Here is a 24,128-nt window from a genome sequence, read left to right on the forward strand (position 1 = left end):
AGCAGGAAGGCCCCGCCCAGGCGGGGCCTTCTTGTATCATGACGGCAGGTCGCCGTCTGGAGAGTGACAGATGCAGTTCGTCGACGAAGCCTCGATCATCGTGGAAGCCGGCAATGGCGGTAACGGCTGCCTCAGCTTCCGTCGTGAGAAGTACGTGCCCAGGGGTGGGCCCGACGGTGGCGATGGTGGCCATGGCGGCAGCGTCTACCTGATCGGTGACGATGCGCTCAATACCCTGATCGACTTCAAGTACCAGCGCTTCTACAAGGCCCGGAACGGCCAGCCCGGGATGGGGCGACAGATGAGCGGCAAGGCCGGCGAGGACCTGCACGTCAAGGTGCCGGTGGGCACCACGGTGATCGACGAGGACACCCTCGAGGTGATCGCCGACGTCACCGAGATCGGCCAGGTGGTGCTGGTGGCCCAGGGTGGTCGCCGGGGGCTCGGCAACATCCACTTCAAGTCGTCGACCAATCGCGCGCCGCGGCGCACCACGCCGGGCACCGAGGGCGAGCGCCGCAACCTGCGCTTCGAGATGAAGGTGATGGCCGACGTGGGCCTGCTCGGCATGCCCAACGCCGGCAAGTCGACGCTGATCCGCGCGGTCTCGGCGGCCAAGCCCAAGGTCGCCGACTATCCCTTCACTACCCTGGTGCCCAACCTGGGAGTGGTGAAGCTCGGCACCCACGAGCATTTCGTGATGGCCGATGTGCCCGGGCTGATCGAAGGGGCTTCCGACGGTGCCGGCCTGGGGCTGCGCTTCCTCAAGCACCTGACCCGTACCCGACTGCTCTTTCACGTTGTCGACGTGGCGCCCTTCGATGAGTCCGACCCGGTGGCGGCCGCCGAAGCGATCATCCACGAGTTGGGCCAGTTCTCGCCGGCCCTGGCCGAGCGGCCGCGCTGGCTGGTGATCAACAAGCTCGACCTGCTGCCGGCAGAGGAGCGCGAGGCACGGGTCGACGAGATGGTCCGTCGACTGGCCTGGGAGGGGCCGGTGTTTTGCATCTCGGCGATCTCGGGCGAAGGCACCGACGCCCTGGTGCAGGCCGCCCATCGCTGGCTCACCGAGCAGCGCCGGCTGGAGAACGAGGACGAGGAAGCCGCCGAGCGCGAGCGCGAGATGCGGGCGCGCATGGAGGACGAGGCGGTGGCCCGTGCCGAGGCGCGGCTGGGACGCCGGCGCAAGCGCGACGACGAGGATGACGACGACTTCGATGATGATGACTACGACGTCGAAGTCGAATACGCCCCCTAGTGGCAGGAACTGGCTGCGCTCGGCCATACGGCGTTAAAAATTGGCTCAAGATGCTCATTTGCAACAGCAAACTCCGCTCTTTCGCCAATTTTTGCCTTGTCTGGCCTTCGCTCGCTCAGTTCTCTACGTGAGGGGGCCTCGATACTGAGGCTGGCACTGAAAGAGCGGATATCACGTCAGGGTTGAGGGGCGAATGGAGCACAACGAGCAGGTGGTCGGCCGCGAGGCGCTGAGTGGCGCCCGCCGGGTGGTGGTGAAGATCGGCAGTGCGCTGCTGACCAACGACGGTCGCGGGCTCGATGAGCCCGCCATCGGCGGCTGGGTCGACCAGATCGCCGAGCTGCACCGGCGCGGCATCGAGGTGGTGCTGGTTTCCTCCGGCGCCGTGGCCGCCGGCATGGTGCGTCTCGGCTGGCAGGCCCGCCCCTCGGCAGTGCACGAGCTCCAGGCCGCGGCGGCGGTGGGGCAGAATGGCCTGACCCAGTGCTACGAGCACCACTTCGGTCGCCACGGCCTGCTCACCGCCCAGGTGCTGCTGACCCACGACGATCTCTCCAACCGCAAGCGCTACCTCAATGCCCGCTCGGCGTTGCGCACCCTGGTCGATCTGCGGGTGGTGCCGGTGGTCAACGAGAACGATACCGTGGTCACCGACGAGATCCGCTTCGGCGACAACGACACCCTGGGCGCCCTGGTCGCCAACCTGCTGGAGGCCGACGCCCTGGTCATCCTCACCGACCAGGAGGGGCTGTTCGATGCCGACCCGCGCCACGACCCCGAGGCCAGATTGATCCACGAGGGGCGCGCCGACGACCCGAGCCTGGCCGCGGTGGCCGGTGGCGGCGGGGCCCTGGGGCGCGGCGGCATGACCACCAAGGTTCGGGCGGCGCGGCTCGCGGCGCGCTCCGGCGCCTATACGGTGATCGCCAGTGGCCGCCAGCCGGAGGTACTCACTCGGTTGGCCGCGGGGGAGCGATTGGGCACCCTGCTCAGCCCGGAGCAGGCGCCGATGGCGGCGCGCAAGCGCTGGCTGGCCGGCCAGCTGCAGGTGCGCGGCACCCTGACCCTGGATGCCGGCGCGGTGCAGGTGCTGCGTGGCAGCGGCTCCAGCCTGCTGGCGGTCGGCGTCAAGGCGGTATCGGGCAGTTTCGTCCGCGGCGACATGGTGCTCTGTGTCGACGAGCAGGGGCATCGGGTCGCCAAGGGGCTGGTCAACTACGGCGCCGAGGATGCCTGTCGGATTCTCGGCAAGCCGAGCCACCAGATCGCGACGATCCTGGGCTTCATGGAGGCGCCGGAGCTGATCCATCGCGACAACCTGGTGGTGTTGTAGAGGATTGCGGTACCCGCTCGGGGCTGAGCCGTCGGCAGGCCTGTGCGGCAGTGGCAGCTATAGCAAGGGCGGCGCGGGCTGTGATAGGATACGCCATCCTCTCAGACACGGCCCGTGAGCGATCGCTGATGTCAAGCGGTCGGCCAGATGGCCAAGCCGGCGGAAGGGCGAAAGCCTTCCTGCCGGATCAATACGTTATCGAAGCCGCCAAGAAACCGGTGGCGACAGAATCTCCAAGGAGACAGTTCAGTGGCAAACAGCAAGCAAGCCCGCAAGCGTGCCCGTCAGGCGGAAGGTCGTCGTGTCCTGAAGGCGAGCCAGCGCTCCATGGTGCGGACCTACATCAAGCGCGTCATCAAGGCCATCAACGGTGGCGACCACGCCCAGGCCATGGCCGAGTTCAAGGACGCGCAGCCGGTCATCGATCGCATCGCCGACAAGGACGTGCTCTCCAAGAAGAAGGCCGCGCGCCTGAAGAGCCGCCTGAACAAGCGTATCAAGGCCCTGGCTGCCTGAGACGCGTCCGCTCCCGTCGGATGCAGGATGTCTCTGCTGGCCGGATAGGCACTTGAACAAGAAAACCGGCTGTGGCCGGTTTTTTTGTGTCCGTTTCCTCCAGGTCTCGCAAGGAAGAGAGCCGTGAGCGACCGCGAGCAGGATCGACACTCCCCCGTTCCGTCCCGCGACACCCCCCCCATGCCGGCCGACGACGACCGCGTCGTGGCGCCCAAGGGAGGCGGGCTGATGCGTTCGGGCCTGGTGGTCAGCGTCATGACCATGCTGTCGCGGGTCATGGGGCTGGTGCGCGACGTGGTGGTGGCCACCCTGCTGGGGGCCGGCAATGGCGCCGATGCCTTCTTCGTCGCCTTCAAGATTCCCAACTTCATGCGCCGGCTGTTCGCCGAGGGAGCCTTCAACCAGGCCTTCGTGCCGGTGCTCTCGGAGTACGCCACCCGCGGCAGCAAGCGTGAGGTGCGCGAACTGCTCGATGCGGTGGCCGGCAGCCTCTCCGCGGTGCTGGCGCTGATCACCGCCCTGGCCATACTCGCCGCTCCCTGGCTGGTGTGGCTGTTCGCCCCCGGCTTCGGCCGCGACCCGGCCAAGATCGCGCTCACCGCCGACATGCTGCAGCTGACCTTCCCCTACCTGCTGCTGGTGTCGCTGACCGCCTTCGCCGGCAGCGTGCTCAACACCTGGAACCGTTTCGCGGTGCCGGCCTTCACCCCGGTGCTGCTCAACCTCTCGCTGATCGGCGCGGCGCTGCTGCTCACCCCCTGGATGGACGAGCCGGCCATGGCGCTGGCCTGGGGGGTGCTGATCGCGGGGGGCGCCCAACTCGCCTTCCAGGTGCCGTTCCTGGTGCGCCTGGGGCTGATGCCCCGGCCCTGGCCCAATTTCGCCCACAGCGGGGTGAAGCGCATCCTGGTGTTGATGGCGCCGGCGCTGTTCGGCGTCTCGGTCTCCCAGATCAACCTGCTGCTGGACACCGTGCTGGCCTCGTTGCTGGCGCCGGGCAGCGTCTCCTGGCTCTATTACTCCGACCGCCTGGTGGAGCTGCCACTGGGGGTGTTCGGCATCGCCATTGGCACCGTGATCCTGCCGGCGCTCTCCAAGCGCCATGCCGAGCAGTCCGGCGAGCACTTCGCCGCCATGCTCGACTGGGCGATCCGCGCCGTGCTGCTGCTGGGCCTGCCCGCGGCGCTGGCGCTGGCGGTGCTCGCCGAGCCGCTGCTGATCTCGCTGTTCCACTACGGCGCCATGACCGAGCGCGACATCACCATGGCGGCCATGAGCCTACGGGCCTATGCCTTCGGCCTGGTCGCCTTCATGCTGATCAAGGTGCTGGCGCCGGGCTTCTTCGCCCGCCAGAACACCAGGACTCCGGTGAAGATCGGCATCATCGCCATGGTCGCCAACATGGTGCTCAACCTGATCCTGATCTGGCCGCTGGCCCACGCCGGCCTGGCGCTGGCCACGGCGCTGTCGGCCTTCCTCAACGCCGGCCTGCTCGGGTGGCTGCTGCACAAGGAGGGCGTGCTGGTGTTCCAGCCCGGTTGGGGACGCTATGCGGTGCAGCTGCTGGGCGGCTGTGTGGTGATGGGCGTGGGCCTCGCGTGGCTCTCGCCCGACTGGCAGCAGTGGCTCGGCTGGGGGGTGTGGACCCGGGTGCAGTGGCTGGCACTGCTGGTGGTGGCCGGTGCGGCGGTCTATTTCGCGTGGCTGGCGGCGCTCGGCGTGCGGGTCCGGCATTTCCGGATGAAGGGGTAGCTTCTGCAGGCGGGGTCGGCCGACGCTACTATCCTGGGATGGTACATCGCAAGGTTCGGGAGAGTCCGGCATGGACGCAGGGAGCGGGAAGCGCAGCATCGATGGCGGGGTCGTGCGGCTGTTGATCATCGTGCTGCTGGGGGTGGGGCTGATCAGCGTGCCCTGGTTGACCCACAACCGGCTGGTGGCGAGTGAAGAGGCCGTCGACGCGGCCTGGGCCGATGTCGAGAGCAACCTGCAGCGGCGCGCCGACCTGGTGCCCAACCTGGTGCGCAGCCTGCAGGAATACATGACGCACGAGAGCGAGACCCTGGTGCGTCTGGTCCGTGAGCGTGCCGCGGCGTTGAACGAGGCACTGGAGAGATCCCGCGAGATCGAGACCGCCAGGATAGCCGGGCTGGATGCGGCCCTGGCGCAGGACCTCGGCCGACTGATGCGGCACGCCGGCGAGCATCCCGAACTGCGCGCCGGCGACCAGTTCCTGCGTTTCCAGGCGCAGCTCGAGGGCAGCGAGAATCGCCTCAATGTGGCGCGCCTGCGCTACAACGAGGCGGTGCGTGAGTACAATGCCGGCCTGCGCGGTTTCATGGGCCGCTGGATCGCCGAGCCGATGGGGCTGCGGTCGCGGGACTACTTCGAGGCGAGTCCCGCCGCCACCGAGCCGTTTGCGGTGGAGTTCTAGGCGTGGCCGTCGCGCCGGTGGTCGGGGCGGCGCTGTTGTTCCTGGCGCTGCTGCTCGCCGGGCGAGGGTGGCGCTTTCCCTGGTGGGGGCCCCTGGGGCTGGCAGCACTGGTGCTGCTCGGCTCGCCCTGGTGGCCACGGGCCCCCGAGCTGGTGGAGGACCGGGTCGGGCTGCTGGCGGACGCCGAGCGCAAGCGTCTGAATGACTACCATGCGCTGCTGCGGGCCGATCACGGCATCGACTACCGGGTGGTGATCGGGCGCGAGCTCGGCGACCTGGACCGTTTCGCCGTCGACCATTTCCGACGCCACGAACTGGGCGCGGGTGGCAAGGCCGGCCGGGGCCTGTTGCTGGTGCTGGACGTGACGGCCGACGAGGTGCGCCTCGAGGTGGGGCATGGGCTGGAGGCGGTCTTCGTCGATGCCTTCGTCGCTTATGTCGAGGCACGGCAGATGACCGAGTTCTTCGCCGTGGGCCGGGTGGCCGACGGCATCCTGGCCAGTACGGAGCTGATCGTGGCGCAGGCCGAAACGGCCGAGGGCGAGGTGCTGCCGGCTCTTGCGGGAAGCGGCGGTGCCGGGGCGCGGCTGCCGGCGCGTCTGGGGGAGGGGAGCGCCGCCCCCAGTGACTCCCAGGTGGCGGCGCGAGACGGGGCATCGCCGCGTGAGGTGTTGGCGGCCTACCGCCGGGCCATGGCCGATCGCAACGACAACCCCGACCTGGCGATCTACAGCCACGAGACACGCGGCATGCTCGCCGACTGGGTGATGACCCCGGCGCAGATGGACAACATGGCACGTAGCCTGGCGGGCTGTCCGGTCGCCCGTGAGCTGACCGCCGCCGACGCCCGTCGCGTGGTGCTGCTCGCCCCGCTGGCCGAGCGCCGCTGCCCGCCGTACTTCTTCATTCGCGAGGGCGAGGCCTGGCGCCTGGATCTGGCCGGCATGATGCAGGCCGTGCGTTTCGGCCGCGACAATCGCTGGCGCCTGGAGGTCGGGGCCCTCGGCCCCTACGGGTTCGGTTTCGAGGGCATGGCGCTCGATGGCCACGGCTATCCGCACGCTCCCTGAGCCCTTGCGCGCCAAGGACCAACCGGCCGCGGCTGTCAAGGGGCCGGCTGTCCGGTATAATCCCACCCTTTACATGTTCCAACCTCTACGGGGCCCGTGGCGATTCCCATGCGAGTGATTCGAGGACTGCACAACCTGCGCGAGGAGCATCGCGGCTGCGTGGCCACCATCGGCAACTTCGATGGGGTGCACCGCGGTCACCAGGCGATCCTCGATCAGTGCCGCGAACAGGCCGCCGCGCTCGGCCTGCCGGTCACCGTGGTGGTCTTCGAGCCCCAGCCCCGCGAGTTCTTCGCCGGCGACCAGGCCCCGCCGCGGCTGACCCGGCTGCGCGAGAAGGTGCGCCTGCTGGTCGAGGCCGGCGTCGAGCGCATCCTCTGCCTGCCGTTCAACGACGCCCTGCGCAGCCTGACCGCCGAGGAGTTCATCGACCGGGTGCTGATCGACGGCCTGGGCGTGCGTCACCTGGTGGTGGGCGACGACTTCCGCTTCGGCTGCGATCGCCGTGGCGACTTCCACCTGCTCACCGAGGTGGGCGAGACGCGGGGCTTCAGCGTCGAGCACACGCGCACCTTCACCCTCGACGACGAGCGGGTCTCCAGCACCCGGGTGCGCACCCTGCTGGCCAGCGGCAACTTCGCGGCAGCCGCGCGCATGCTGGGGCGCCCCTACCGCCTGGGCGGCCGGGTGGTGCCCGACCGGCAACTCGGTCGTACCATCGGCGTGCCGACTGCCAACCTGCCGCTACTGCCGTTGCCGCTGGCGTTGCAGGGCGTCTATGCGGTGATCGGCGAGTTGCCCGACGGCCGCCGCCTGACCGGCGTGGCCAATATCGGCTGGCGCCCCACGGTGGGGAGCCCGCGTCCCGTGCTGGAGGTACACCTGTTCGATTTTGACGGTGACCTCTACGGCCAGCGACTGACGGTCTTCCCCTGTGCCAAGCTGCGCGGCGAGGTGAAGTTCGCGGATTTCGACGCCCTCAAGCGTCAGATCGGGGCCGACCAGCGGCGTGCGCGGCAGTACTTTCTGCAGCACCCCGCTGCCGGTGCCGTTCTGCAGCACCCCGCTGCCGGTGCCGTTCTGCAGCATCCCGCTGCCGGTGCCGCTCTGCAGCACCCCGCCACTGGGCAGGCCGTGACCGACGATTCTCTTCCTCTGGCATCGGCGCCGCTGGCGCGCGAGGCCGTGATTTCCGATTCCTCGGCGGACCTGCCCGCCGACCACGACGACGGCTGATCCTCGGATATGAGCGACTACAAGCACACGCTGAACCTGCCAGAAACCGACTTCCCCATGCGCGGCATGCTGCCCAAGCGCGAACCCGAGCGGCTGGCCCGGTGGGAGACGCTGGATCTCTACCATCGCCTGCGCGAGGAGCGTCGCGGCCGCGAGCTGTTCGTGCTGCACGACGGCCCTCCCTACGCCAACGGCAGCATCCACATCGGCCACGCCGTCAACAAGATCCTCAAGGACATCATCGTCAAGTCGAAGAACCTGGCCGGTTTCGATGCCCCCTATGTGCCCGGCTGGGACTGCCACGGCCTGCCCATCGAGCACAAGGTGGAGACCACCCACGGCAAGCACCTGCCCGCCGAGCAGGCCCGCGCGCTCTGTCGCGAGTATGCCGGCGAGCAGATCCAGGAGCAGCTGAAGGACTTCGTGCGCCTTGGGGTGGTCGGTGACTGGGGCAATCCCTACCGCTCCATGGACTTCGCCAACGAGGCCGGCGAGATCCGCGCGCTCGCCGACATGGTCGAGGGGGGCTATGTGTTCAAGGGGCTCAAGCCGGTGAACTGGTGCTTCGACTGCGGCTCGGCCTTGGCCGAGGCCGAGGTCGAGTACGCCGACAAGCAGTCCGACGCCATCGATGTGGCCTTTCCGGCCGCCGACGAGGCCGGGCTGGCCGCCGCCTTCGGCCTGGAGGCGCTGCCCAAGCCGGCCGCCATCGTCATCTGGACCACTACCCCCTGGACCGTGCCGGCCAACCAGGCGCTGAACGTCCACCCCGAGTTCACCTATGCCCTGGTCGATGCCGGCGAGCGGCTGCTGGTGCTGGCCGAGGAGCTGGTGGAGTCGTGCCTCGAGCGCTTCGGCCTCGAGGGCGAGATCATCGCCACCGCCACCGGCGAGCGGCTCGACGGCGTCACCTTCCACCACCCCCTCTACGACCGCCTGTCGCCGGTCTACCTGGCCGACTACGTCGAGTCCGAGGTCGGCAGCACCGGCATCGTCCACTCGGCCCCGGCCTACGGCGTCGATGACTTCGTCACCTGCCGCGCCCACGGCATGGCGTTCAGCGAGATCGAGAGCCCGGTGCAGGGCAACGGCGTCTACGCCGACGACCTGCCCTACTTCGGCGGCCAGATGATCTGGAAGGCCAATCCGCGGATCGTCGAGAAGCTCGCCGAGGTCGGGGCGCTGATGGCCCACAAGACCATCACCCACAGCTACATGCACTGCTGGCGCCACAAGACCCCGGTGATCTACCGCGCCACCGCCCAGTGGTTCGTGGGCATGGACATCGAGGGCAAGGACGGCAAGACGCTGCGTGACAAGGCGCTGGAAGGCATCGAGGCCACCACCTTCACGCCGGCCTGGGGCCAGGCGCGACTGCACGCCATGATCGCCAACCGCCCCGACTGGTGCATCTCCCGCCAGCGCAACTGGGGCGTGCCGATCCCCTTCTTCCTGCACAAGGCCAGCGGCGAGCTGCATCCGAACACCGTGGCGCTGATGGAGCAGGCCGCCCAGCGCGTCGAGGCCGAGGGCATCGACGCATGGTTCCGCCTCGACCCCGCCGAGCTGTTGGGCGACGAGGCCGCCGACTACGACAAGGTCACCGATACCCTCGACGTCTGGTTCGACTCCGGCACCACCCACCGCCACGTGCTGCGCGGCTCGCACCCCCACGGCCACGAGAGTGGCCCGCGCGCCGACCTCTACCTGGAGGGCTCCGACCAGCACCGCGGCTGGTTCCACTCCTCGCTGCTGACCGGCTGCGCCATCGACGGCCATCCGCCGTACCGTGGCCTGCTGACCCACGGCTTCACCGTGGACGCCCATGGCCGCAAGATGTCCAAGTCGGTGGGCAACGTGGTGGCCCCCCAGGAGGTGATGGACAAGCTCGGTGCCGACATCCTGCGCCTGTGGGTCGCCTCCACCGACTATGCCGGCGAGATGGCGGTCTCCGACGAGATCCTCAAGCGCACCGCCGACGTCTACCGCCGCATCCGCAACACCTCGCGCTTCCTGCTCGCCAACCTGCACGGCTTCGAGCCCGAGCGAGACGCCCTGGCCTTCGACGAGATGCTGGCCCTGGACCAGTGGGTGGTCGACCGTGCCGCCCAGCTGCAGGCGCGCATCCAGACCGCCTACCAGGAGTATCGCTTCCTCGACGTCTATCAACAGGTGCACGGCTTCTGTGCCCGCGAGCTGGGCGGCTTCTACCTGGACGTGATCAAGGATCGCCAGTACACCACCCAACGCGATTCCGTGGCGCGCCGCAGCGCCCAGACGGCGCTCTACCACGTGGTCGAGGCGCTGTCGCGCTGGGTGGCGCCGATCCTCAGCTTCACCGCCGAGGAGATCTTCGAGAACATCCCCGGCAAGCGCGGCGACAGCGTGCTGCTCGAGGAGTACTACCCGGGGCTTTCCACCCTGGCAGAGGACGCCGAGATGGGCCGCGACTTCTGGGAGCAGGTGCTCGAGGTCAAGCAGGCGGTGAACAAGTGCCTGGAGGACGCCCGCAATGCCAAGACCATCAAGGGCAGCCTGGCCGCCGAGGTCACCCTCTACGTGGATGACGCCCTGCAGGCGACGCTTGCCAAGCTGGGCGACGAGCTACGCTTCGTGATGCTGACCAGCGAGGTGGTACTCGAGCCGCTCGCCGAGGGCGGTGCGGCCGAGGCCACCGAGCTCGACGGTCTGAGGGTGGCTGTGGCGGCGAGCGAGCACACCAAGTGCGAACGCTGCTGGCACCATCGCGAGGATGTCGGGTCACACGACGGGCATCCCGACCTGTGTGGCCGCTGCGTGAGCAACCTGCCGGATGGCGCCGGCGAAGTCCGCCGCTTTGCATGAGTCGAGGGACATGGCCGAGAGAGCCGAGGTGAGCGTGAGCGAGAATCGAGAGTCCCGAAGCGGCACCCGGGTGGCGCCCATGCGCCGCCCCCTGCGCTGGCTGTGGCTGGCTGCGGCCGTGATCGTGCTCGACCTGGGCACCAAGGCGCTCGCCTCCGGCCTGCTGAGCTACGCCCAGCCGGTGGAGGTGTTGCCGTTCTTCAACCTGACGCTGCTGCACAATACCGGCGCGGCCTTCAGCTTCCTGGCCGGTCACCCCGGCTGGCAGCGCTGGTTCTTCGCCGTGATCGCCGTCGGTGCCAGCATCGGCCTGACGATCTGGATGACGCGGCTCAAGGCCGACGAGAGGCTGCTGGCGGCGTCGCTCGCGCTGATCATCGGCGGCGCCCTGGGCAACCTCCACGATCGTCTGGTGCACGGCTATGTGGTCGACTTCCTCTCCTTCCACGTCGCCGGCTGGTACTACCCGGCCTTCAACGTGGCGGACATCGGCATCACCCTGGGTGCCATCGGGCTGATCTGGGAGTCCACCATCGGCGAGCGCCGCCGGACACGGCATCGTCAGGGGAAGTCGTAAGCCTGAGCGAATTCATTCACGGTCGTGACGTCCCATGGGCATGGGCCGGCACTCGACCACCGCATTCCGAGAGAGCGCAATGAGCGACCAAGAGTCACAGGGACATCGTATCGACGAGGGCATGGAGGTGACCCTGCACTTCACCCTCAAGCTGGAAGACGGCACCGTGGTGGACTCCACCCGTGACAAGGCGCCCGCCACCTTCCAGGTCGGCGACGGCAACCTGCCGCCCGGTTTCGAGCACCCCCTCAAGGGGCTCGCCGCCGGCGAGAGCGGCCGTTACGAGATCACCCCGGAGCACGCCTTCGGCCAGCACAATCCGCAGAACATCCAGTTGCTCAAGCGCGACGACTTCGAGAGCGATGAACCGGAAGTGGGGATGGTGATGTCGTTCGCCGATGCCGCCGGCGGCGAACTGCCCGGCGTGATCAAGAGCGTCGACGACGAGCAGGTGGAAGTGGACTTCAATCACCCGCTGGCAGGGCGTACCCTGACCTTCGAGGTGGAAGTGATCGACGTCAAGCCCGCCACCACCCACTGAGCGGATGCCGAGTCGACCAGGCTCACTGTGGGAGCCCAGCTCCGCTGGGCGATTGGCGCCGACAGGCGCCTCGGAGGCCTCCACCCAACCTATCGCCTTTGGGGTCAGACCCCGGCGGAGTCGGTCAGGCTGGGTAAGTGGCACTGCGACAGACATGAGGATTCGGCTGGGGTCTGATCCCATAGGGGCCCTCCCCGGCGCCCGCAATTCGTTACCGGTGCGTTGAGCATCAAGGCAAGGCAACCATGCAAGCTACTTCTTTGCAGATCAGGCTGGCCAACCCCCGCGGCTTCTGCGCCGGCGTCGATCGCGCCATCGAGATCGTCAACCGCGCGCTGGACGTCTTCGGCCCGCCCATCTACGTGCGCCACGAGGTGGTCCACAACCGCTTCGTGGTGGACAGCCTGCGCGAGCGGGGCGCCATCTTCGTCGAGGAGCTCCATGAGGTGCCCGACGACGTCATCGTGATCTTCTCCGCCCATGGCGTCTCCCGTGCCGTGCAGGAAGAGGCCGACCGCCGCGGGCTGCGCGTCTTCGACGCGACCTGCCCACTGGTCACCAAGGTGCACATGGAGGTGCTGCGCTACGCCCGGCGTGGCCAGGAGTGCATCCTGATCGGCCACGCGGGCCACCCCGAGGTCGAGGGCACCATGGGCCGCTACGACACCGCCCATGGGGGCGAGATCTACCTGGTGGAAGACGAGGCCGACGTGGCGGCCCTCGAGGTCAAGGACCCGAGCCGGCTCGCCTTCGTCACCCAGACCACCCTCTCCATGGACGACACGGCCAGGGTGATCGATGCCCTGCGCGAGAAGTTCCCGGAGATCCAGGGGCCGCGCAAGGACGACATCTGCTACGCCACCCAGAACCGCCAGGATGCCGTGCGCGAGCTCGCTGCCGGCAGCGACCTGGTGCTGGTGGTGGGCAGCCCCAACAGCTCCAACTCCAACCGTCTGCGCGAACTCTCCGAGCGGGTCGGTACCCCGGCCTACCTGGTCGACAGTGCCGACCAGATCGATGCCGCCTGGCTCGACGGCGTGACGGCCGTGGGCGTGACCGCCGGGGCGAGTGCCCCCGAGGTGCTGGTGCAGGGCGTGATCGAACGGCTGCAGGCGCTGGGCGCCACGGCACCCGAGGAGCTCGATGGCCGCGCCGAGACCATCACCTTCTCGATGCCGCGCGAGCTGCGCGAGCGGGTGATCGCCAGCGACTAGTGACGCTCTCCACGATGAAAAACGGGTAACAACTGGCGCGAGGGAACTTCCCTACGCCCCTTTTTGTCCATACAATAAAATCTATGGTCATCGACTTCGATCCCGACAAGAGTGCTCGGAACGAACGGGAGCGTGGCTTACCCTTCACGACGGTAGAGCGCTTTGACTGGGAGGGCGCAGTCTTCTCGGAAGATAACCGTTTCGAGTACCCAGAGCGCCGGTTCATCGCCTTGGGCAAGATTGGTCAGCGCGTCCACGTGGTGTGCTTTACGCCGATCGAGGACGGGATTCGAGTCATCAGCCTGAGGAAGGCCAACCCACGGGAGGTACGCCGCTATGAAAATGCGACTCACGGATAAGGACGGGGAGGTTCGCGAGCTCACCGATGCCGATGTGAAGCGTATGCGCCCGATGTCGGAGGTCCTGCCTACCAACCTGCAGCGTTCCATTGGCCAGCGAGGCAAGCAGCGCTCACCAACGAAGGTGAAGACGTCGATTCGTCTATCCCAGGAAGTGATCGAGCACTTCAAAGCAGAGGGGGAAGGCTGGCAGCGCCGCATTGACCAAGCTCTGAAGCAGTACATCAGAGAGCATGGTCACGGTTGATTGATGCCGCCTGGCTGGAGGGAGTGGAGAGCGTGACCGCCGGGGCGAGTGCCCCCGAGGTGCTGGTGCAGGGCGTGATCGAACGGCTGCAGGCGCTGGGCGCCACGGCACCCGAGGAGCTCGATGGCCGCGCCGAGACCATCACCTTCTCGATGCCGCGCGAGCTGCGCGAGCGGGTGATCGCCAGCGACTAAGCTTTGTCCGAAAAGTCGTCGAGCGATGGTCAGACAAGGCAAAAATCGGCGAAAAGACGGAGTTTACGCGGTGTAAATGAGTACTTTGAGCCGATTTTTAACGCCGTATGACCGAGCGCAGGCAGTTTTCAGACAAGCGTAGCCGGATGCCTGCGAGCGGTTGCTAACCGGCAGCCATCGCGGAATCGGGACCGCAAGGCAACCAGGCCGGGCTTGTGCCCGGCTTTTTTGGCGGCGTACCCTATCGAGAACTAGATTCTTGATACATACTGAAACCAAATGTAACGACACGAGGGAGACGCGCCGCGTGACCGAGCAGAGCACCCGACGCCGGCCCCAGGGCCCTTCAGGCATCACCCGGCGAGCCGCCGGCTTCACGCTCATCGAACTGATGATTGCGGTAGCCGTGATCGCGATTCTCGCCTCGATCGCCTATCCCAGTTACACAGGGTATGTGGAGCGGGCGAGGGTCACGGACGGCCAGTCCGGTCTGATGCAGGCGGCTTCTGAAATGGAGCGTTGTTACACGGTATCCAGTACCTATCCAGACAGTGGCTGTCTGGTCACGACATCCTCGCCCGATGGGGTCTATGGGACCATCGAACTGACCCAGAATGGCACCACGTTTCGCGTGGAGGCCAAAAGCCCGACTCGAAGCGTGACGTCGGGCTGTGAAACCCTGTGGATCGAGAGTGACGGAGACCGTGGGCCGAATGCTTGCTGGTAAGCGCAGAAGCCAGAGTGGCTTCACCTTGATCGAGCTGCTGGTCACGCTCTCGGTTGCCGTCATCCTGGCCACCATCGCCGTTCCGGGGTTCCAGGGCATGATGGCGACCAACCGGCTGTCGGCCGACCATAACGAGATTCTCGCCGGGCTGAATTTCGCCAGGAGCGAAGCCGCCAAGCGGCGCGAGACCATCGTGTTCGAGATAGCCAATGAGTCGCCGTGGGAGTACGAGGTCTATCCCGCAGGAAGTACGAGCGATGTCCTGAGAACGCGAACGGCCAATGATGGCCGGGTCAGCGTCACAGCAGGCGCCGTGGCGTTCAACCCGCTGGGCAGGCGTGCGAACTGCTCCACCGATTGGAGCGGATGCACCCTCGCGGTGAGTTGGGGCGATGGCGATAGGGTCAGCGGGATCGAGATTGGCCCGACCGGGCGAGTCGGCAAGACGGATACCATTCCCGACTAGAGCGAGGATGAAAGTGGCTAAGGGGGCTTCCATAAGCAGGCTTTCGTCCCAGGGGTTTACCCTGCTCGAGGCGTTGATCGCGGTGCTGGTGCTGTCGCTCGGGCTGCTGGGCGTGGCGGCCATGCAGCTCAAGGCAATGCAGAGTGCCCATGTGGCCTATCAGCGCTCCGTGGCAACGCTGGCGGCCCAGGATGCGGTGGAACGGCTCTGGGTGGCATTAGGTGAGGATGCAGATGGAACCTGTCCGGTTGCAGGCGACATAAATGGTATCGACGACTTGAGTGATTGGCATGATGTATGGAGTGTCTACCTGGGGGGGGTGAATGCGTCCCCTGTCAGTTCGGATGGCTCCGATGCATGCAAATATACCGTAACGGTTGCTTGGGATGATGACCGTTTCAGCGAGGCGAATGTCTCGAATCTCGTCTATGTCGTTCGGCTGCCGGGAGCAGCGCCATGAAACAATGTGTTCCGGTGGGCAGGCGCAGTGCGGGCTTCACCCTGGTGGAGCTGATGGTGGCGCTGGCGATCGGGCTGATCATCGTGCTCGGCGCCGGCCAGCTTTTTTTGATGGGGAAGCAGTCCTACGACCGGGTGGCAGAGTTGGCGCTTCGCCAGGAATCGCTTCGCTATCTGGCAGACTTCGTTTCCCTCGATATCAGAACGGCCTCGGGCGTTGCCGCTGTCGGTTCGACACTGACTCTCGATTATGACCCTGGAGTGCGGCCCAATGATCCATACTGCTCCGGGAATGACTTGAGTCAAGTGGAATATACGCTTGATGGCTCTTCGATCATGATTCAGGTCCAGTGCTTGGGGGCAACGTCTCCTGGCCCCGAGGCATTGGTAGAGGGTGTCGTCGACTTGCGGTTCGGTTGGGGGAACCCCCTGTTCGTCGAAGTGGGGGTGGATTTCGAGACGATGAGGGGAGAGGCTGCGGAAAATGCGGTCTTCGATTTTGTGGTTGCCAGGCGTGAAGAGATTCTCTCTGGATTCTGAATCATTGCGCATGACGAGGCTCATGCGAGGAGGGGGCTATGAAGAGGCAGGGTAGGCAACGAGGGGCCGCACTCGTCGTGACGCTGGTGCTTCTGGTGGTGGCGCTGATGCTGGGACTGTCCAGCTTTCAGAATTCAAGGCTTGAGGAGTCGATGGCTGGTAATCAAAGGTCAGCTAATATTGCCTTGATGGCAGCTGAGTATGGTGCTTCCGAAGCCTGGTCTGAGATTGCGGGTATAAGTCTGGGTAATACATCAGAGTCCAGCTTTATTTCAGCCTTGGATAGCGCGGTAGGTTTGGGTTCCTGGAAGCAGGTTTCAGGCGGTAGTGATAGCCATCCGAATGTTTACTATCAAATATCTGTAGTATCGAATGGTGGGCTTGATATACCGATAAGTATAGAGGGGGGCGTGTTTTCGAATAGTGATAGAACCGATGAAGTGTCGTCGCGTGAAATTCGCTTCTTGGCAAGACTGGATGGATTGGGTGCAGGCAATCTTTCACCATTTAATGTCCCTGCCACCTTGGATAACTATAATGGGATTCGCTCTCAGGCCGACATGGAAGGGGAGGAGGATGAAGTCGATGGTACGCGAAACCCGGCGATTTCAGCGGCAAGTAGAGAAGATGCCAGAAGCATCGTGATGGATATCATCAATACCAGTACGATACCTTCTGAAGAAAATGATAAGTATACCTTTGTTCCGAATGATCCATCTAATGGCACTGCTTATAATCCCGAGGTCGACGGCACCTATTATGCCACCCCTACGGTGGTTGATGGAGTGTATACAGGAGATTACTCGAATTGCAATAGCGGGAACAACAGGATGTGTAATTATAAGGGAGGTGTGTCCACGAAGCCAAAAGATAGTATTCTTTCGGATGCCAATCTTTTTCATGATTTTGTTGCCGCCATCTTTGGTGATGCCTATCAGGATTCCAGTTCTGACTCTCTGAGTAGTAATATGTCAGGGTTCAATATTGTATCGAAGGGTGATCATTTGGATGCTGACGGGGAGTACTCTCCGACTCGGTATCATGATCCTGACAATGAGATTTGCGAAAGCGACACCTGCACCCCCGATCGTGAGGTGTTTACTGGAAGTGGAGGGTCAGCCGGCGATGGTGTTCTGGTGATAGATGGTAGCGTGGAGTTCAATGGTGACCCAGAGTTTCAGGGTATAATAATCGTGCTGGGTGATTATACAATAAATGGCGGCGGTGGCGGTGATATGGAGGGCGCGATCATTGCCGCTCCCTACAGTTGTTATGAGGGGGGTGATTGTGAGTTTGATAATGTGAGCATTGATGTCTCGGGTGGCGGGGGAAATGACTATCTGCATGTAAAGAGTGTGCTTGATGATGCCTGGGCCACCCTTGGCCAGAATGCCCCTAATGCCGCCAGGATGTGGCTTGAAGGTAACAACTCGGGTGGGCAGTTTACCTATATGGCATATGGCTGGAGAGAGGTGGCGGAGAACTGAAGTTGGGCTTTGGTTCAACACCCAAGACTGCCTTCCTCATTTCCTACTCGCACCCGTCCCATATTATTGACAATAACCTCTACACCTTCACCATCGCTCCCGCAGATGGTGAAGGTGCCGTTGTGTCCGCGTGACCAGCCGGTGGCCTGGTAGCGCACCGGCTGGTCGCGGTTGAAGGTGATGGCCGGGCCATCACTGCCCTCCAGCAGCTTGAGTAACATGGCGTCTGCCAAGTTGCCGCCGCTGGCCTGGCCCTCTACCACGGCCAGGGGCAACGACCAGTTCCCCGGCTCGCAATGGGTGGCATCAACGGCAGCCACCGGGCAGACGGCGATGGTGGTACGCCGCGTGATGGCGGTGTTGCGCGCCACGGCCAGGGCCGTCTTGAGGCGCAGGACCTCGGCGGCGACCTCGTTGCGGGCGGCGAAGCTCTGGAAGCCGGGGATGGCCCAGGTGACCAGGATGACGAGCACGGCGATGGCGACGATCAGCTCGATCAGCGTCAGGCCGTGCTGGCGGTGCTTTGCCAGCGGCGCTCGCTTGCCGGTAAGGTACGAGGCACGCGCGGTGACGGGGTGCATGACTCCCTCCTTCCCTGGGGTGGTCACTTCACCCTAGCCAAGCCACCGCGCCTCTCTGTAAGCCATTTCGGACAATGCCTGTGAGTGAATTCCTTGTCGTGGGTGGTGGCGTCATCGGCATGATGACGACGCTGCAACTGGCCGATGCCGGCCATTCGGTGACCCTGCTCGAGCGCGGCGACTGCGGCCGCGAGGCGTCGTGGGCCGGCGGCGGCATCGTCTCGCCGCTCTATCCCTGGCGCTACAGCGCGCCGATCTCGCGACTCTCCACCTGGTCGGAGGGGTTCTACCCCGAGTTGGCGCTGCGTCTGCTCGAAGAGACCGGGATCGACCCGGAGTACCGCCAGAAGGGGCTGCTCTACCTGCGGGTCGACGACGAAGCGCGGGCCATGGCCTGGGCACGGGAAGTCGGCAAGCCGCTCGAGCGGGTCGACGCGGATTTTCTCTATGCCAAGGAGCCTGAGGCGGCGCCGGGGCTGGCCGAGGCGCTGTGGATGCCGACCCTGGGCAGCCTCCGCAATCCGCGGCTGGTGCGTGCGCTGCGGGCGCGGCTGCTTGCCATGCCGAAGGTCACGTTGCGCGAGCGGTGCGAGGTCACCGGCTTCGAGCTCGCCGGCGGAAGGATTGCCGCGGTGCGCACCCCGGCCGGGGCGGTGGCGGGCGACCAGGTGATCGTCTGCGGTGGGGCCTGGGCGGCGGGCCTGCTCGAGCAGGTCGGTGTCCGGCTGCCGGTGCGTCCGGTGAAGGGGCAGATGATCCTGTTCAAGGCGCCGCCGGGGCTGGTGCGGCGTGTGGTGCTGATGGACGGGCGCTACGTGATTCCCCGGGCCGATGGCCGAGTGCTGGCCGGTTCCACCCTGGAGGAGACGGGGTTCGACCAGTCGACCTCTCGCGAGGCACGGGAATCGCTGTGGCAGAGCGCGGTGAGGATCATTCCGGCGCTGGCCGACTGCGAGGTGGAGCACCACTGGGCGGGGCTGCGTCCCGGGTCACCGGACGGGGTGCCCTTCATCGGCGCGGTGCCGGGGGTGGACAACCTGAGCGTGAATGCCGGGCACTATCGCAACGGCCTGGTGCTGGCCCCGGCGTCGACCCGGCTGCTGGTGGACCAGCTGCTGGGGCGCGAGCCGATCCTCGATCCGGCGCCCTATCGGGTGGGGCGGTGATGCCCACTGAGCGTGGGCGGCCCCCTCAGTCGTCGGACTTCTGCTCTTCCAGATACTTGTCGCGGTGGGCGCTGCAGCAGAACCACTCACCCTGCTGGCGCAGGGCCTCGGTTTCCGGTACATGCACCTTGCACCAGGTGCAGCGCACCATCTTGTTGCCGCCTTCCTGGCGCTCGTCGCTCTCCAGCAGTTCTTCGCGCTCGAGCTTCCATTCCCGGTACATGCGATAGAGCTTGAGGCCGGCGAAGAACAGCACGGCGAAGATGATCAGGCGAATGAGCAACAGGTTCATCCTTTGTGAGACTCCCTGGTGAGGGTCGGCCGCCTTTGCCACTCGGCCGCCCTTGCGGGACAATGAGGGTATCCACGGATTCTCGAGAGATTTCTACGCCCATGCAAGACCTGACGCTGGTGATGGCTCAGTTGGACCCGCTGGTCGGGGACATTCCCGGCAATACCGATCGTGCGATCGAGGCGGTGCGCGAGGCTCGCATCGAGCATGGTGCCGACATCGTGGTGCTGCCCGAGCTGTTCCTGACCGGCTACCCGCCGGAAGACCTGCTGCTGCGGCCCGCCATGGAGAGCCGGCTGCGCCATGCCCGCACCCGCATGGCCGAGAAGGTGGTGCGCGACGTATTGGTGATCGTCGGTTACCCCGGTCGCCGTGAGGGGCAGACCTGGAACCTGGCCGGCGTGCTCTACAACGGTGAGTGGCTCGGCGAATACGCCAAGCAGGCACTGCCCAACTACCAGGTGTTCGACGAGCAGCGCTACTTCGCCGCGGGCACCCAGCCGCTGGTGATCGACCACCAGGGGGCGAAGCTGGGCATCCTGATCTGTGAGGACATCTGGGAGGAGGCGCCGGTGCGCCAGGCCCGCGATGCCGGTGCCGATATCCTGATCAGCCTCAACGCCTCGCCCTTCCATCAGGACAAGCCCGAGGAACGCCTGCGCCTGCTCAAGGAGCGCGCCGCCGAGGCGGCGCGGCCGCTGGTCTACGTCAACATGATCGGTGGCCAGGACGAACTGGTGTTCGATGGCGGTTCGGCCTGCGTGGATGCCGCGGGCGAGCTGTGCGTACAGGCGCCCCACTGGGCGGTGGGCCTGATGCCGGTGCAGTTCGTGCGCCAGAAGGGCGAGTGGGTGCCCCGCACCGGCGAGCTCGATCCCGAGGTGGAGCCGGAGGAGAACCTCTACTGTGCGCTGGTCACGGGGCTTCGCGACTACGTCAACAAGAGCGGCTTCAAGGGGGTGGTGCTGGGGCTGTCGGGCGGGATCGACTCGGCCCTGTCGCTGGCCATCGCCGTGGATGCCCTGGGCCCGCAGCGCGTGCAGGCGGTGATGATGCCCTACCGCTACACCGCCGACATCTCGAAGGAGGATGCCGCCGAGCAGGCGAAGCTGCTCGGTGTCGGCTACGAGGTGCTGCCCATCGAGCCCATGGTCGATGCCTTCATGACGACCCTGGCCGACACCTTCGCCGGTACCGAGCGCGACACCACCGAGGAGAACCTGCAGTCGCGCTGTCGCGGCGTGCTGCTGATGGCGATCTCCAACAAGAAGGGCCTGATGGTGCTGACCACCGGCAACAAGAGCGAGATGGCGGTGGGCTATGCCACCCTCTACGGCGACATGGTGGGGGGCTACAACGCCATCAAGGACGTCTACAAGACCTGGGTCTACCGCCTGGCGCGCTGGCGCAACGCCCAGTCGCCGGCGATCCCCGAGCGGGTCATCGAGCGGCCCCCCTCCGCGGAGCTGGCCCCGGACCAGAAGGACAGCGATTCGCTGCCGGGCTACGACGTGCTCGATGCCATCCTGGTGCGCTACATCGAGGGCGACATGAGCGCCGAGGCGATCATCGAGGCCGGGTTCGAGCGCGACGACGTCTACCAGGTGGTCAGGCTGGTCGATCGCTGCGAGTACAAGCGCCGCCAGGCCCCGGTGGGCGTGCGCGTCACCCCGCGGGGCTTCGGCCGCGACCGCCGCTATCCCATCGTCAACGGCTGGCAGCCGGGGGAATGAGAGCGGGAAGCCTGAAGCCGTAAGCTTGAAGAAAAAAACCGGCGCCGCCCTTTGGGGCGGCGCCGGTCGTTTTCGTGGTTGCCAGCGATCAGGCCGAGAGGGTCTGCGTTCTGACATGCTTCGGCGCGAAGGTGCGGCCGCGCAGCTGCTCGTGGCGGGGCGCGTTCTCGAGCAGCACGCCGAGCACCTCGCGGGCGCGGTCGCGCATCTCCAGGCCCAGGTAGCCTTCCACCATCACCGCCAGGGCGTCGCGGGTGGCCTCGGTCTCCGGGTAGTTCTCGACCACCCAGCGGCCGCGCTCCACGGCGGCCAGGTAGGCGCCCTTGCGCAGGTAGAAGTCGGCCACGTGCAGCTCGTGACGGGCCATCAGATTGCGCAGGTAGACGATGCGCTGCTCGGCATCCGGGGCGTATTCGCTGTCGGGATAGAGATTGACCAGCTCGCGGAAGTCGGTATAGGCGTCCCGCGAGGCGCCGAGGTCGCGCTTGGAGATGTCGATCAGGCGCAGCCGCTCGAGACTGAAGCGGCCGGCCTGCCAGGCGGCCAGGCCGCGCATGTAGAGGGCGTAGTCGGCCTGGGGGTGGCTCGGGTGCAGGCGAATGAAGCGGCTGGCGGCGGCCCGGGTGGCCTCCCAGTCGCTGCTCTCGTAATAGGCGTAGATCAGCTCCAGCTGGGCCTGTTCGGCGTGGTTGCCGAATGGGTAGCGGGTGTCGAGTGCCTCGAGCTGGGTGATGGCTGCCGTGTAGCGGCCGCGATCCAGGGATTCACGGGCCTGTTCGTAGAGTTCGCGCTCGGCGACGCCGGCAAATTCGTCCTCTTCTTCCTGGGAGCCGTTGCTGGCACAGCCCGCCAGCAGGACGGTGGCCAACACCAGGGCCGCAAGGCGTGCAGGGGGGGTGAAAACGCGCATCGTGATCCTCGTATCAAACAACCCGGATCGGCCGTGCTAGAATCGGCCGCAAACTCGCTCACTATAAAGCACCGCGCGGCAAAACGCAGTCATCCTGCGCCACGGCGCCGCCGGTAACCCCCACCGACACCTGCATACGGGCCCCTCTCTCGCACATGTCCCAGACCCTGGAAGCACAGCAACGCGTTCCCGACGCCATGGCCGGCCTGCGCCTGGACCAGGCCGCCGCCGAACTGTTCGCCGATTTTTCCCGGGAGCGTCTCAAGGGCTGGATCAAGTCCGGGGACTTGACCGTCGACGGCAGCCCCGCCAAGCCGAAGGACAAGGTCTACGGCGGCGAGCGGCTGCACCTGTGTGCCGAGATCGAGGACGATACCCGCTTCGAGCCCGAGGAGATCCCGCTGGACGTGGTCTTCGAGGACGACGAGGTGCTGGTGATCGACAAGCCGGCGGGGCTGGTGGTTCACCCGGCCGCCGGCAACCCCGACGGCACCCTGCTCAATGCGCTGCTGCACCACTGCCCCGCGCTGGCCGGCGTGCCGCGGGCCGGCATCGTCCATCGCCTCGACAAGGCCACCACCGGGTTGATGGTGGTGGCCAAGACCCTGGCGGCCCAGGTCGCGCTGGTCGAGCAGCTCCAGGCGCGCAGCGTCTCCCGGGAGTACGATGCGGTGTCGGTCGGGGTGATGACCGCCGGTGGCACCCTGGACGCGCCCATCGGCCGCCATCCGCGCGACCGCAAGCGCCAGGCGGTGAATGCCGCCGGCAAGCCGGCGGTGACCCACTACCGGGTGGTGGAACGCTTCCGTGCCCATACCCATGTGCGCTGTCGCCTCGAGACCGGCCGCACCCACCAGATCCGGGTGCATCTGGCGCATCTTCGCTTTCCGCTGGTGGGCGATCCCGTCTATGGCGGCCGGCTCAAGCTGCCGGCGGGGGCCTCCGAGGAGCTCAAGGCCCTGCTGCGCGAGTTTCCCCGCCAGGCACTGCATGCCCGCAAGCTGGCCTTCGTCCATCCCGGCTCCGGCGAAACCCTGACCTTCCGTGCGCCGCTGCCGGATGACATGCTGATGCTGCTCGACTACCTCCGCCACGACGTCGAGACCATGCGTTGAGGACCCTGCAATGAGCGATGCCCCGGACCTACGCCCGACCCTGATCCTGCCCGACTGGCCGGCCCCCGCCACCGTGGGGGCCTTCGTCACCACCCGCGAGACCGGTCCCAGCCAGGGGGACTTCGCCGCCTTCAACCCGGCCGAGCACGTCGACGACAACCCAGCCCACGTGGCCCTGTGCCGGCGCCTGCTACAGAAGGAGATCATGGACGAGCGGCCGCTGCTGTGGCTGAACCAGGTCCACGGTGCCCGGGTGCAGCAATGCTTCTCGGCCGAGCCGCCCGAGGCCGATGCCGCGGTGGCCTTCGATCAGGGCCACGCCTGCGTGGTGCTCACCGCCGACTGCCTGCCGGTGTTCTTCTGTGATCGCCGCGGGCAGCGCGTGGGGGTGGCCCATGCCGGCTGGCGCGGGTTGGCCGGTGGCGTGCTGGAGGCCGCGGTGGCCGCCCTCGGCGTGTCGCCGGGCGAGGTGCTGGCCTGGTTGGGGCCGGCCATCTCCAACGCCCAGTTCGAGGTCGGTCCCGAGGTGCAGCAGGCCTTCATCGGCGTGCACCCCGAGACGGCCGCGGCGTTCGATCCCAGTCCCTATCGGCTGGGCCACTACATGGCGGACCTCTACAAGCTGGCCCGTCTACGCCTCGAGCGCCTGGGGGTGTCGCATATCAGCGGGGGCCACTTCTGCACCGCCTGCGAATCGCGCTTCTACTCCCACCGTCGCGACGACGGCCATACCGGGCGCATGGCCAGCGTGATCTGGCTAAGATAGGCCAAGGTGGTAGTGATCGAAGACGCGGCTTTCCCGGCGACGCGCTCTCATACTGAACTTGAC

The 24,128-nt window shown here is 66.2% G+C and carries 25 protein-coding genes and 1 pseudogene; 23 read left to right on the forward strand and 3 right to left on the reverse strand.

The genetic code is table 11. The features are described 5' to 3' along the window. The first annotated feature begins 70 nt into the window (after window positions 1-70). The 19 genes and pseudogenes from cgtA to AC5W54_RS13685 all read left to right on the forward strand — a co-directional run bounded on the left by cgtA (window position 71) and on the right by AC5W54_RS13685 (window position 17,502). Window positions 71-1,258 carry an Obg family GTPase CgtA gene (cgtA, locus tag AC5W54_RS13595; protein ID WP_495962618.1) on the forward strand — a complete coding sequence of 396 codons (1,188 nt, stop codon included), beginning with the start codon at window positions 71-73 and terminating at the stop codon, window positions 1,256-1,258. Between the two features lie 193 nt (window positions 1,259-1,451). Beyond that, window positions 1,452-2,591, forward strand: coding sequence for a glutamate 5-kinase (proB, locus tag AC5W54_RS13600; protein ID WP_495962619.1), 1,140 nt, complete (start codon window positions 1,452-1,454; stop codon window positions 2,589-2,591). A gap of 249 nt (window positions 2,592-2,840) precedes the next feature. Beyond that, window positions 2,841-3,107 carry a 30S ribosomal protein S20 gene (rpsT, locus tag AC5W54_RS13605; RefSeq protein WP_495962620.1) on the forward strand — a complete coding sequence of 89 codons (267 nt, stop codon included), beginning with the start codon at window positions 2,841-2,843 and terminating at the stop codon, window positions 3,105-3,107. 180 nt (window positions 3,108-3,287) lie between these two features. Then, window positions 3,288-4,859, forward strand: a complete 1,572-nt coding sequence (gene murJ, locus AC5W54_RS13610) for a murein biosynthesis integral membrane protein MurJ (RefSeq protein ID WP_495962647.1) — start codon at window positions 3,288-3,290, stop codon at window positions 4,857-4,859. 70 nt (window positions 4,860-4,929) lie between these two features. Continuing rightward, window positions 4,930-5,541 (forward strand): LemA family protein, encoded by a 612-nt coding sequence (locus AC5W54_RS13615; protein ID WP_495962621.1) that lies wholly within the window; start codon window positions 4,930-4,932, stop codon window positions 5,539-5,541. Window positions 5,542-5,543: 2 nt separating this feature from the next. After that, window positions 5,544-6,611 carry a TPM domain-containing protein gene (locus AC5W54_RS13620; RefSeq protein ID WP_495962622.1) on the forward strand — a complete coding sequence of 356 codons (1,068 nt, stop codon included), beginning with the start codon at window positions 5,544-5,546 and terminating at the stop codon, window positions 6,609-6,611. Window positions 6,612-6,719: 108 nt separating this feature from the next. Continuing rightward, entirely contained in the window at window positions 6,720-7,847 is a 1,128-nt protein-coding gene (gene ribF / locus AC5W54_RS13625; protein WP_495962623.1) for a bifunctional riboflavin kinase/FAD synthetase, read from the forward strand. 9 nt (window positions 7,848-7,856) lie between these two features. After that, window positions 7,857-10,691, forward strand: coding sequence for an isoleucine--tRNA ligase (gene ileS / locus AC5W54_RS13630; protein ID WP_495962624.1), 2,835 nt, complete (start codon window positions 7,857-7,859; stop codon window positions 10,689-10,691). 79 nt (window positions 10,692-10,770) lie between these two features. After that, window positions 10,771-11,268, forward strand: a complete 498-nt coding sequence (gene lspA / locus AC5W54_RS13635) for a signal peptidase II (protein ID WP_495962648.1) — start codon at window positions 10,771-10,773, stop codon at window positions 11,266-11,268. A 79-nt stretch (window positions 11,269-11,347) separates the two neighbouring features. Continuing rightward, window positions 11,348-11,809, forward strand: coding sequence for an FKBP-type peptidyl-prolyl cis-trans isomerase (fkpB, locus tag AC5W54_RS13640; protein WP_495962625.1), 462 nt, complete (start codon window positions 11,348-11,350; stop codon window positions 11,807-11,809). A 245-nt stretch (window positions 11,810-12,054) separates the two neighbouring features. Continuing rightward, window positions 12,055-13,023 carry a 4-hydroxy-3-methylbut-2-enyl diphosphate reductase gene (gene ispH, locus AC5W54_RS13645; protein WP_495962626.1) on the forward strand — a complete coding sequence of 323 codons (969 nt, stop codon included), beginning with the start codon at window positions 12,055-12,057 and terminating at the stop codon, window positions 13,021-13,023. 83 nt (window positions 13,024-13,106) lie between these two features. Continuing rightward, on the forward strand, window positions 13,107-13,382 hold the full coding sequence (locus AC5W54_RS13650; protein ID WP_495962627.1) for a BrnT family toxin: 276 nt from the start codon (window positions 13,107-13,109) through the stop codon (window positions 13,380-13,382). Then, window positions 13,360-13,629 carry a BrnA antitoxin family protein gene (locus tag AC5W54_RS13655; RefSeq protein ID WP_495962628.1) on the forward strand — a complete coding sequence of 90 codons (270 nt, stop codon included), beginning with the start codon at window positions 13,360-13,362 and terminating at the stop codon, window positions 13,627-13,629. Before AC5W54_RS13650 ends, AC5W54_RS13655 begins: the two co-directional genes overlap by 23 nt. After that, window positions 13,629-13,823: pseudogene (gene ispH / locus AC5W54_RS13660) on the forward strand (4-hydroxy-3-methylbut-2-enyl diphosphate reductase); the annotation flags it as partial. The gene AC5W54_RS13655 and the pseudogene ispH (AC5W54_RS13660), both read left to right, overlap by 1 nt. Window positions 13,824-14,130: 307 nt before the next feature. Further along, window positions 14,131-14,550, forward strand: coding sequence for a type IV pilin protein (locus tag AC5W54_RS13665; RefSeq protein ID WP_495962629.1), 420 nt, complete (start codon window positions 14,131-14,133; stop codon window positions 14,548-14,550). Next, window positions 14,537-15,016 carry a GspH/FimT family pseudopilin gene (locus tag AC5W54_RS13670; RefSeq protein ID WP_495962630.1) on the forward strand — a complete coding sequence of 160 codons (480 nt, stop codon included), beginning with the start codon at window positions 14,537-14,539 and terminating at the stop codon, window positions 15,014-15,016. Before AC5W54_RS13665 ends, AC5W54_RS13670 begins: the two co-directional genes overlap by 14 nt. Window positions 15,017-15,023: 7 nt before the next feature. After that, on the forward strand, window positions 15,024-15,476 hold the full coding sequence (pilV, locus tag AC5W54_RS13675) for a type IV pilus modification protein PilV (RefSeq protein WP_495962631.1): 453 nt from the start codon (window positions 15,024-15,026) through the stop codon (window positions 15,474-15,476). Then, window positions 15,473-16,015, forward strand: a complete 543-nt coding sequence (locus tag AC5W54_RS13680; protein ID WP_495962632.1) for a PilW family protein — start codon at window positions 15,473-15,475, stop codon at window positions 16,013-16,015. Before pilV ends, AC5W54_RS13680 begins: the two co-directional genes overlap by 4 nt. Window positions 16,016-16,053: 38 nt before the next feature. Beyond that, complete coding sequence (locus tag AC5W54_RS13685) at window positions 16,054-17,502, forward strand: PilX N-terminal domain-containing pilus assembly protein (protein ID WP_495962633.1); 1,449 nt, start codon at window positions 16,054-16,056, stop codon at window positions 17,500-17,502. 14 nt (window positions 17,503-17,516) lie between these two features. Here AC5W54_RS13685 and AC5W54_RS13690 read toward each other — a convergent pair whose 3' ends face one another. Further along, entirely contained in the window at window positions 17,517-18,083 is a 567-nt protein-coding gene (locus tag AC5W54_RS13690; RefSeq protein WP_495962634.1) for a GspH/FimT family pseudopilin, read from the reverse strand. Window positions 18,084-18,163: 80 nt separating this feature from the next. Here AC5W54_RS13690 and thiO point away from each other — a divergent pair, with 80 nt between their 5' ends. Further along, window positions 18,164-19,249: a glycine oxidase ThiO gene (gene thiO, locus AC5W54_RS13695; RefSeq protein ID WP_495962635.1), complete on the forward strand. Its 1,086-nt coding sequence runs from the start codon at window positions 18,164-18,166 to the stop codon at window positions 19,247-19,249. Window positions 19,250-19,274: 25 nt separating this feature from the next. On the opposite strand, the gene AC5W54_RS13700 is transcribed toward thiO, so the two are convergent. Beyond that, window positions 19,275-19,541: a PP0621 family protein gene (locus tag AC5W54_RS13700; RefSeq protein WP_495962636.1), complete on the reverse strand. Its 267-nt coding sequence runs from the start codon at window positions 19,539-19,541 to the stop codon at window positions 19,275-19,277. Window positions 19,542-19,642: 101 nt separating this feature from the next. Between AC5W54_RS13700 and AC5W54_RS13705 the strand changes: the two genes are divergently transcribed. Beyond that, window positions 19,643-21,274 carry an NAD+ synthase gene (locus tag AC5W54_RS13705; protein WP_495962637.1) on the forward strand — a complete coding sequence of 544 codons (1,632 nt, stop codon included), beginning with the start codon at window positions 19,643-19,645 and terminating at the stop codon, window positions 21,272-21,274. Window positions 21,275-21,362: 88 nt separating this feature from the next. On the opposite strand, the gene AC5W54_RS13710 is transcribed toward AC5W54_RS13705, so the two are convergent. Then, a complete protein-coding gene (locus AC5W54_RS13710; protein WP_495962638.1) occupies window positions 21,363-22,184 on the reverse strand; it encodes an outer membrane protein assembly factor BamD in 822 nt (273 codons plus the stop codon). Between the two features lie 155 nt (window positions 22,185-22,339). On the opposite strand from AC5W54_RS13710, the gene rluD reads away from it, so the two are divergent. Together rluD and pgeF are read left to right on the forward strand one after the other, a co-directional pair. Continuing rightward, the gene (rluD, locus tag AC5W54_RS13715) at window positions 22,340-23,299 is read left to right on the forward strand and encodes a 23S rRNA pseudouridine(1911/1915/1917) synthase RluD (RefSeq protein ID WP_495962639.1); all 960 of its coding nucleotides are present in this window, start codon (window positions 22,340-22,342) and stop codon (window positions 23,297-23,299) included. A 10-nt stretch (window positions 23,300-23,309) separates the two neighbouring features. After that, complete coding sequence (gene pgeF, locus AC5W54_RS13720; protein ID WP_495962640.1) at window positions 23,310-24,065, forward strand: peptidoglycan editing factor PgeF; 756 nt, start codon at window positions 23,310-23,312, stop codon at window positions 24,063-24,065. Window positions 24,066-24,128: the final 63 nt, after the last annotated feature.

This window comes from Halomonas sp. LMYGS-3 (assembly GCF_059509875.1).

Excerpts from the sequence above, each read along its gene's own strand:
- AC5W54_RS13670 (WP_495962630.1), top strand. The coding sequence starts at position 14,537 with ATGCTTGCTGGTAAGCGCAGAAGCCAGAGTGGCTTCACCTTGATCGAG.
- fkpB (WP_495962625.1), top strand. The coding sequence starts at position 11,348 with ATGAGCGACCAAGAGTCACAGGGACATCGTATCGACGAGGGCATGGAG.
- AC5W54_RS13690 (WP_495962634.1), bottom strand. The coding sequence starts at position 18,083 with ATGCACCCCGTCACCGCGCGTGCCTCGTACCTTACCGGCAAGCGAGCG.
- AC5W54_RS13615 (WP_495962621.1), top strand. The coding sequence starts at position 4,930 with ATGGACGCAGGGAGCGGGAAGCGCAGCATCGATGGCGGGGTCGTGCGG.
- rluD (WP_495962639.1), top strand. The coding sequence starts at position 22,340 with ATGTCCCAGACCCTGGAAGCACAGCAACGCGTTCCCGACGCCATGGCC.
- proB (WP_495962619.1), top strand. The coding sequence starts at position 1,452 with ATGGAGCACAACGAGCAGGTGGTCGGCCGCGAGGCGCTGAGTGGCGCC.
- ileS (WP_495962624.1), top strand. The coding sequence starts at position 7,857 with ATGAGCGACTACAAGCACACGCTGAACCTGCCAGAAACCGACTTCCCC.
- ribF (WP_495962623.1), top strand. The coding sequence starts at position 6,720 with ATGCGAGTGATTCGAGGACTGCACAACCTGCGCGAGGAGCATCGCGGC.
- AC5W54_RS13680 (WP_495962632.1), top strand. The coding sequence starts at position 15,473 with ATGAAACAATGTGTTCCGGTGGGCAGGCGCAGTGCGGGCTTCACCCTG.
- pilV (WP_495962631.1), top strand. The coding sequence starts at position 15,024 with ATGAAAGTGGCTAAGGGGGCTTCCATAAGCAGGCTTTCGTCCCAGGGG.
- AC5W54_RS13700 (WP_495962636.1), bottom strand. The coding sequence starts at position 19,541 with ATGAACCTGTTGCTCATTCGCCTGATCATCTTCGCCGTGCTGTTCTTC.
- murJ (WP_495962647.1), top strand. The coding sequence starts at position 3,288 with ATGCCGGCCGACGACGACCGCGTCGTGGCGCCCAAGGGAGGCGGGCTG.
- pgeF (WP_495962640.1), top strand. The coding sequence starts at position 23,310 with ATGAGCGATGCCCCGGACCTACGCCCGACCCTGATCCTGCCCGACTGG.
- AC5W54_RS13655 (WP_495962628.1), top strand. The coding sequence starts at position 13,360 with ATGAAAATGCGACTCACGGATAAGGACGGGGAGGTTCGCGAGCTCACC.
- AC5W54_RS13650 (WP_495962627.1), top strand. The coding sequence starts at position 13,107 with ATGGTCATCGACTTCGATCCCGACAAGAGTGCTCGGAACGAACGGGAG.
- AC5W54_RS13685 (WP_495962633.1), top strand. The coding sequence starts at position 16,054 with ATGAAGAGGCAGGGTAGGCAACGAGGGGCCGCACTCGTCGTGACGCTG.
- lspA (WP_495962648.1), top strand. The coding sequence starts at position 10,771 with ATGCGCCGCCCCCTGCGCTGGCTGTGGCTGGCTGCGGCCGTGATCGTG.
- cgtA (WP_495962618.1), top strand. The coding sequence starts at position 71 with ATGCAGTTCGTCGACGAAGCCTCGATCATCGTGGAAGCCGGCAATGGC.
- AC5W54_RS13705 (WP_495962637.1), top strand. The coding sequence starts at position 19,643 with ATGCAAGACCTGACGCTGGTGATGGCTCAGTTGGACCCGCTGGTCGGG.
- ispH (WP_495962626.1), top strand. The coding sequence starts at position 12,055 with ATGCAAGCTACTTCTTTGCAGATCAGGCTGGCCAACCCCCGCGGCTTC.
- AC5W54_RS13710 (WP_495962638.1), bottom strand. The coding sequence starts at position 22,184 with ATGCGCGTTTTCACCCCCCCTGCACGCCTTGCGGCCCTGGTGTTGGCC.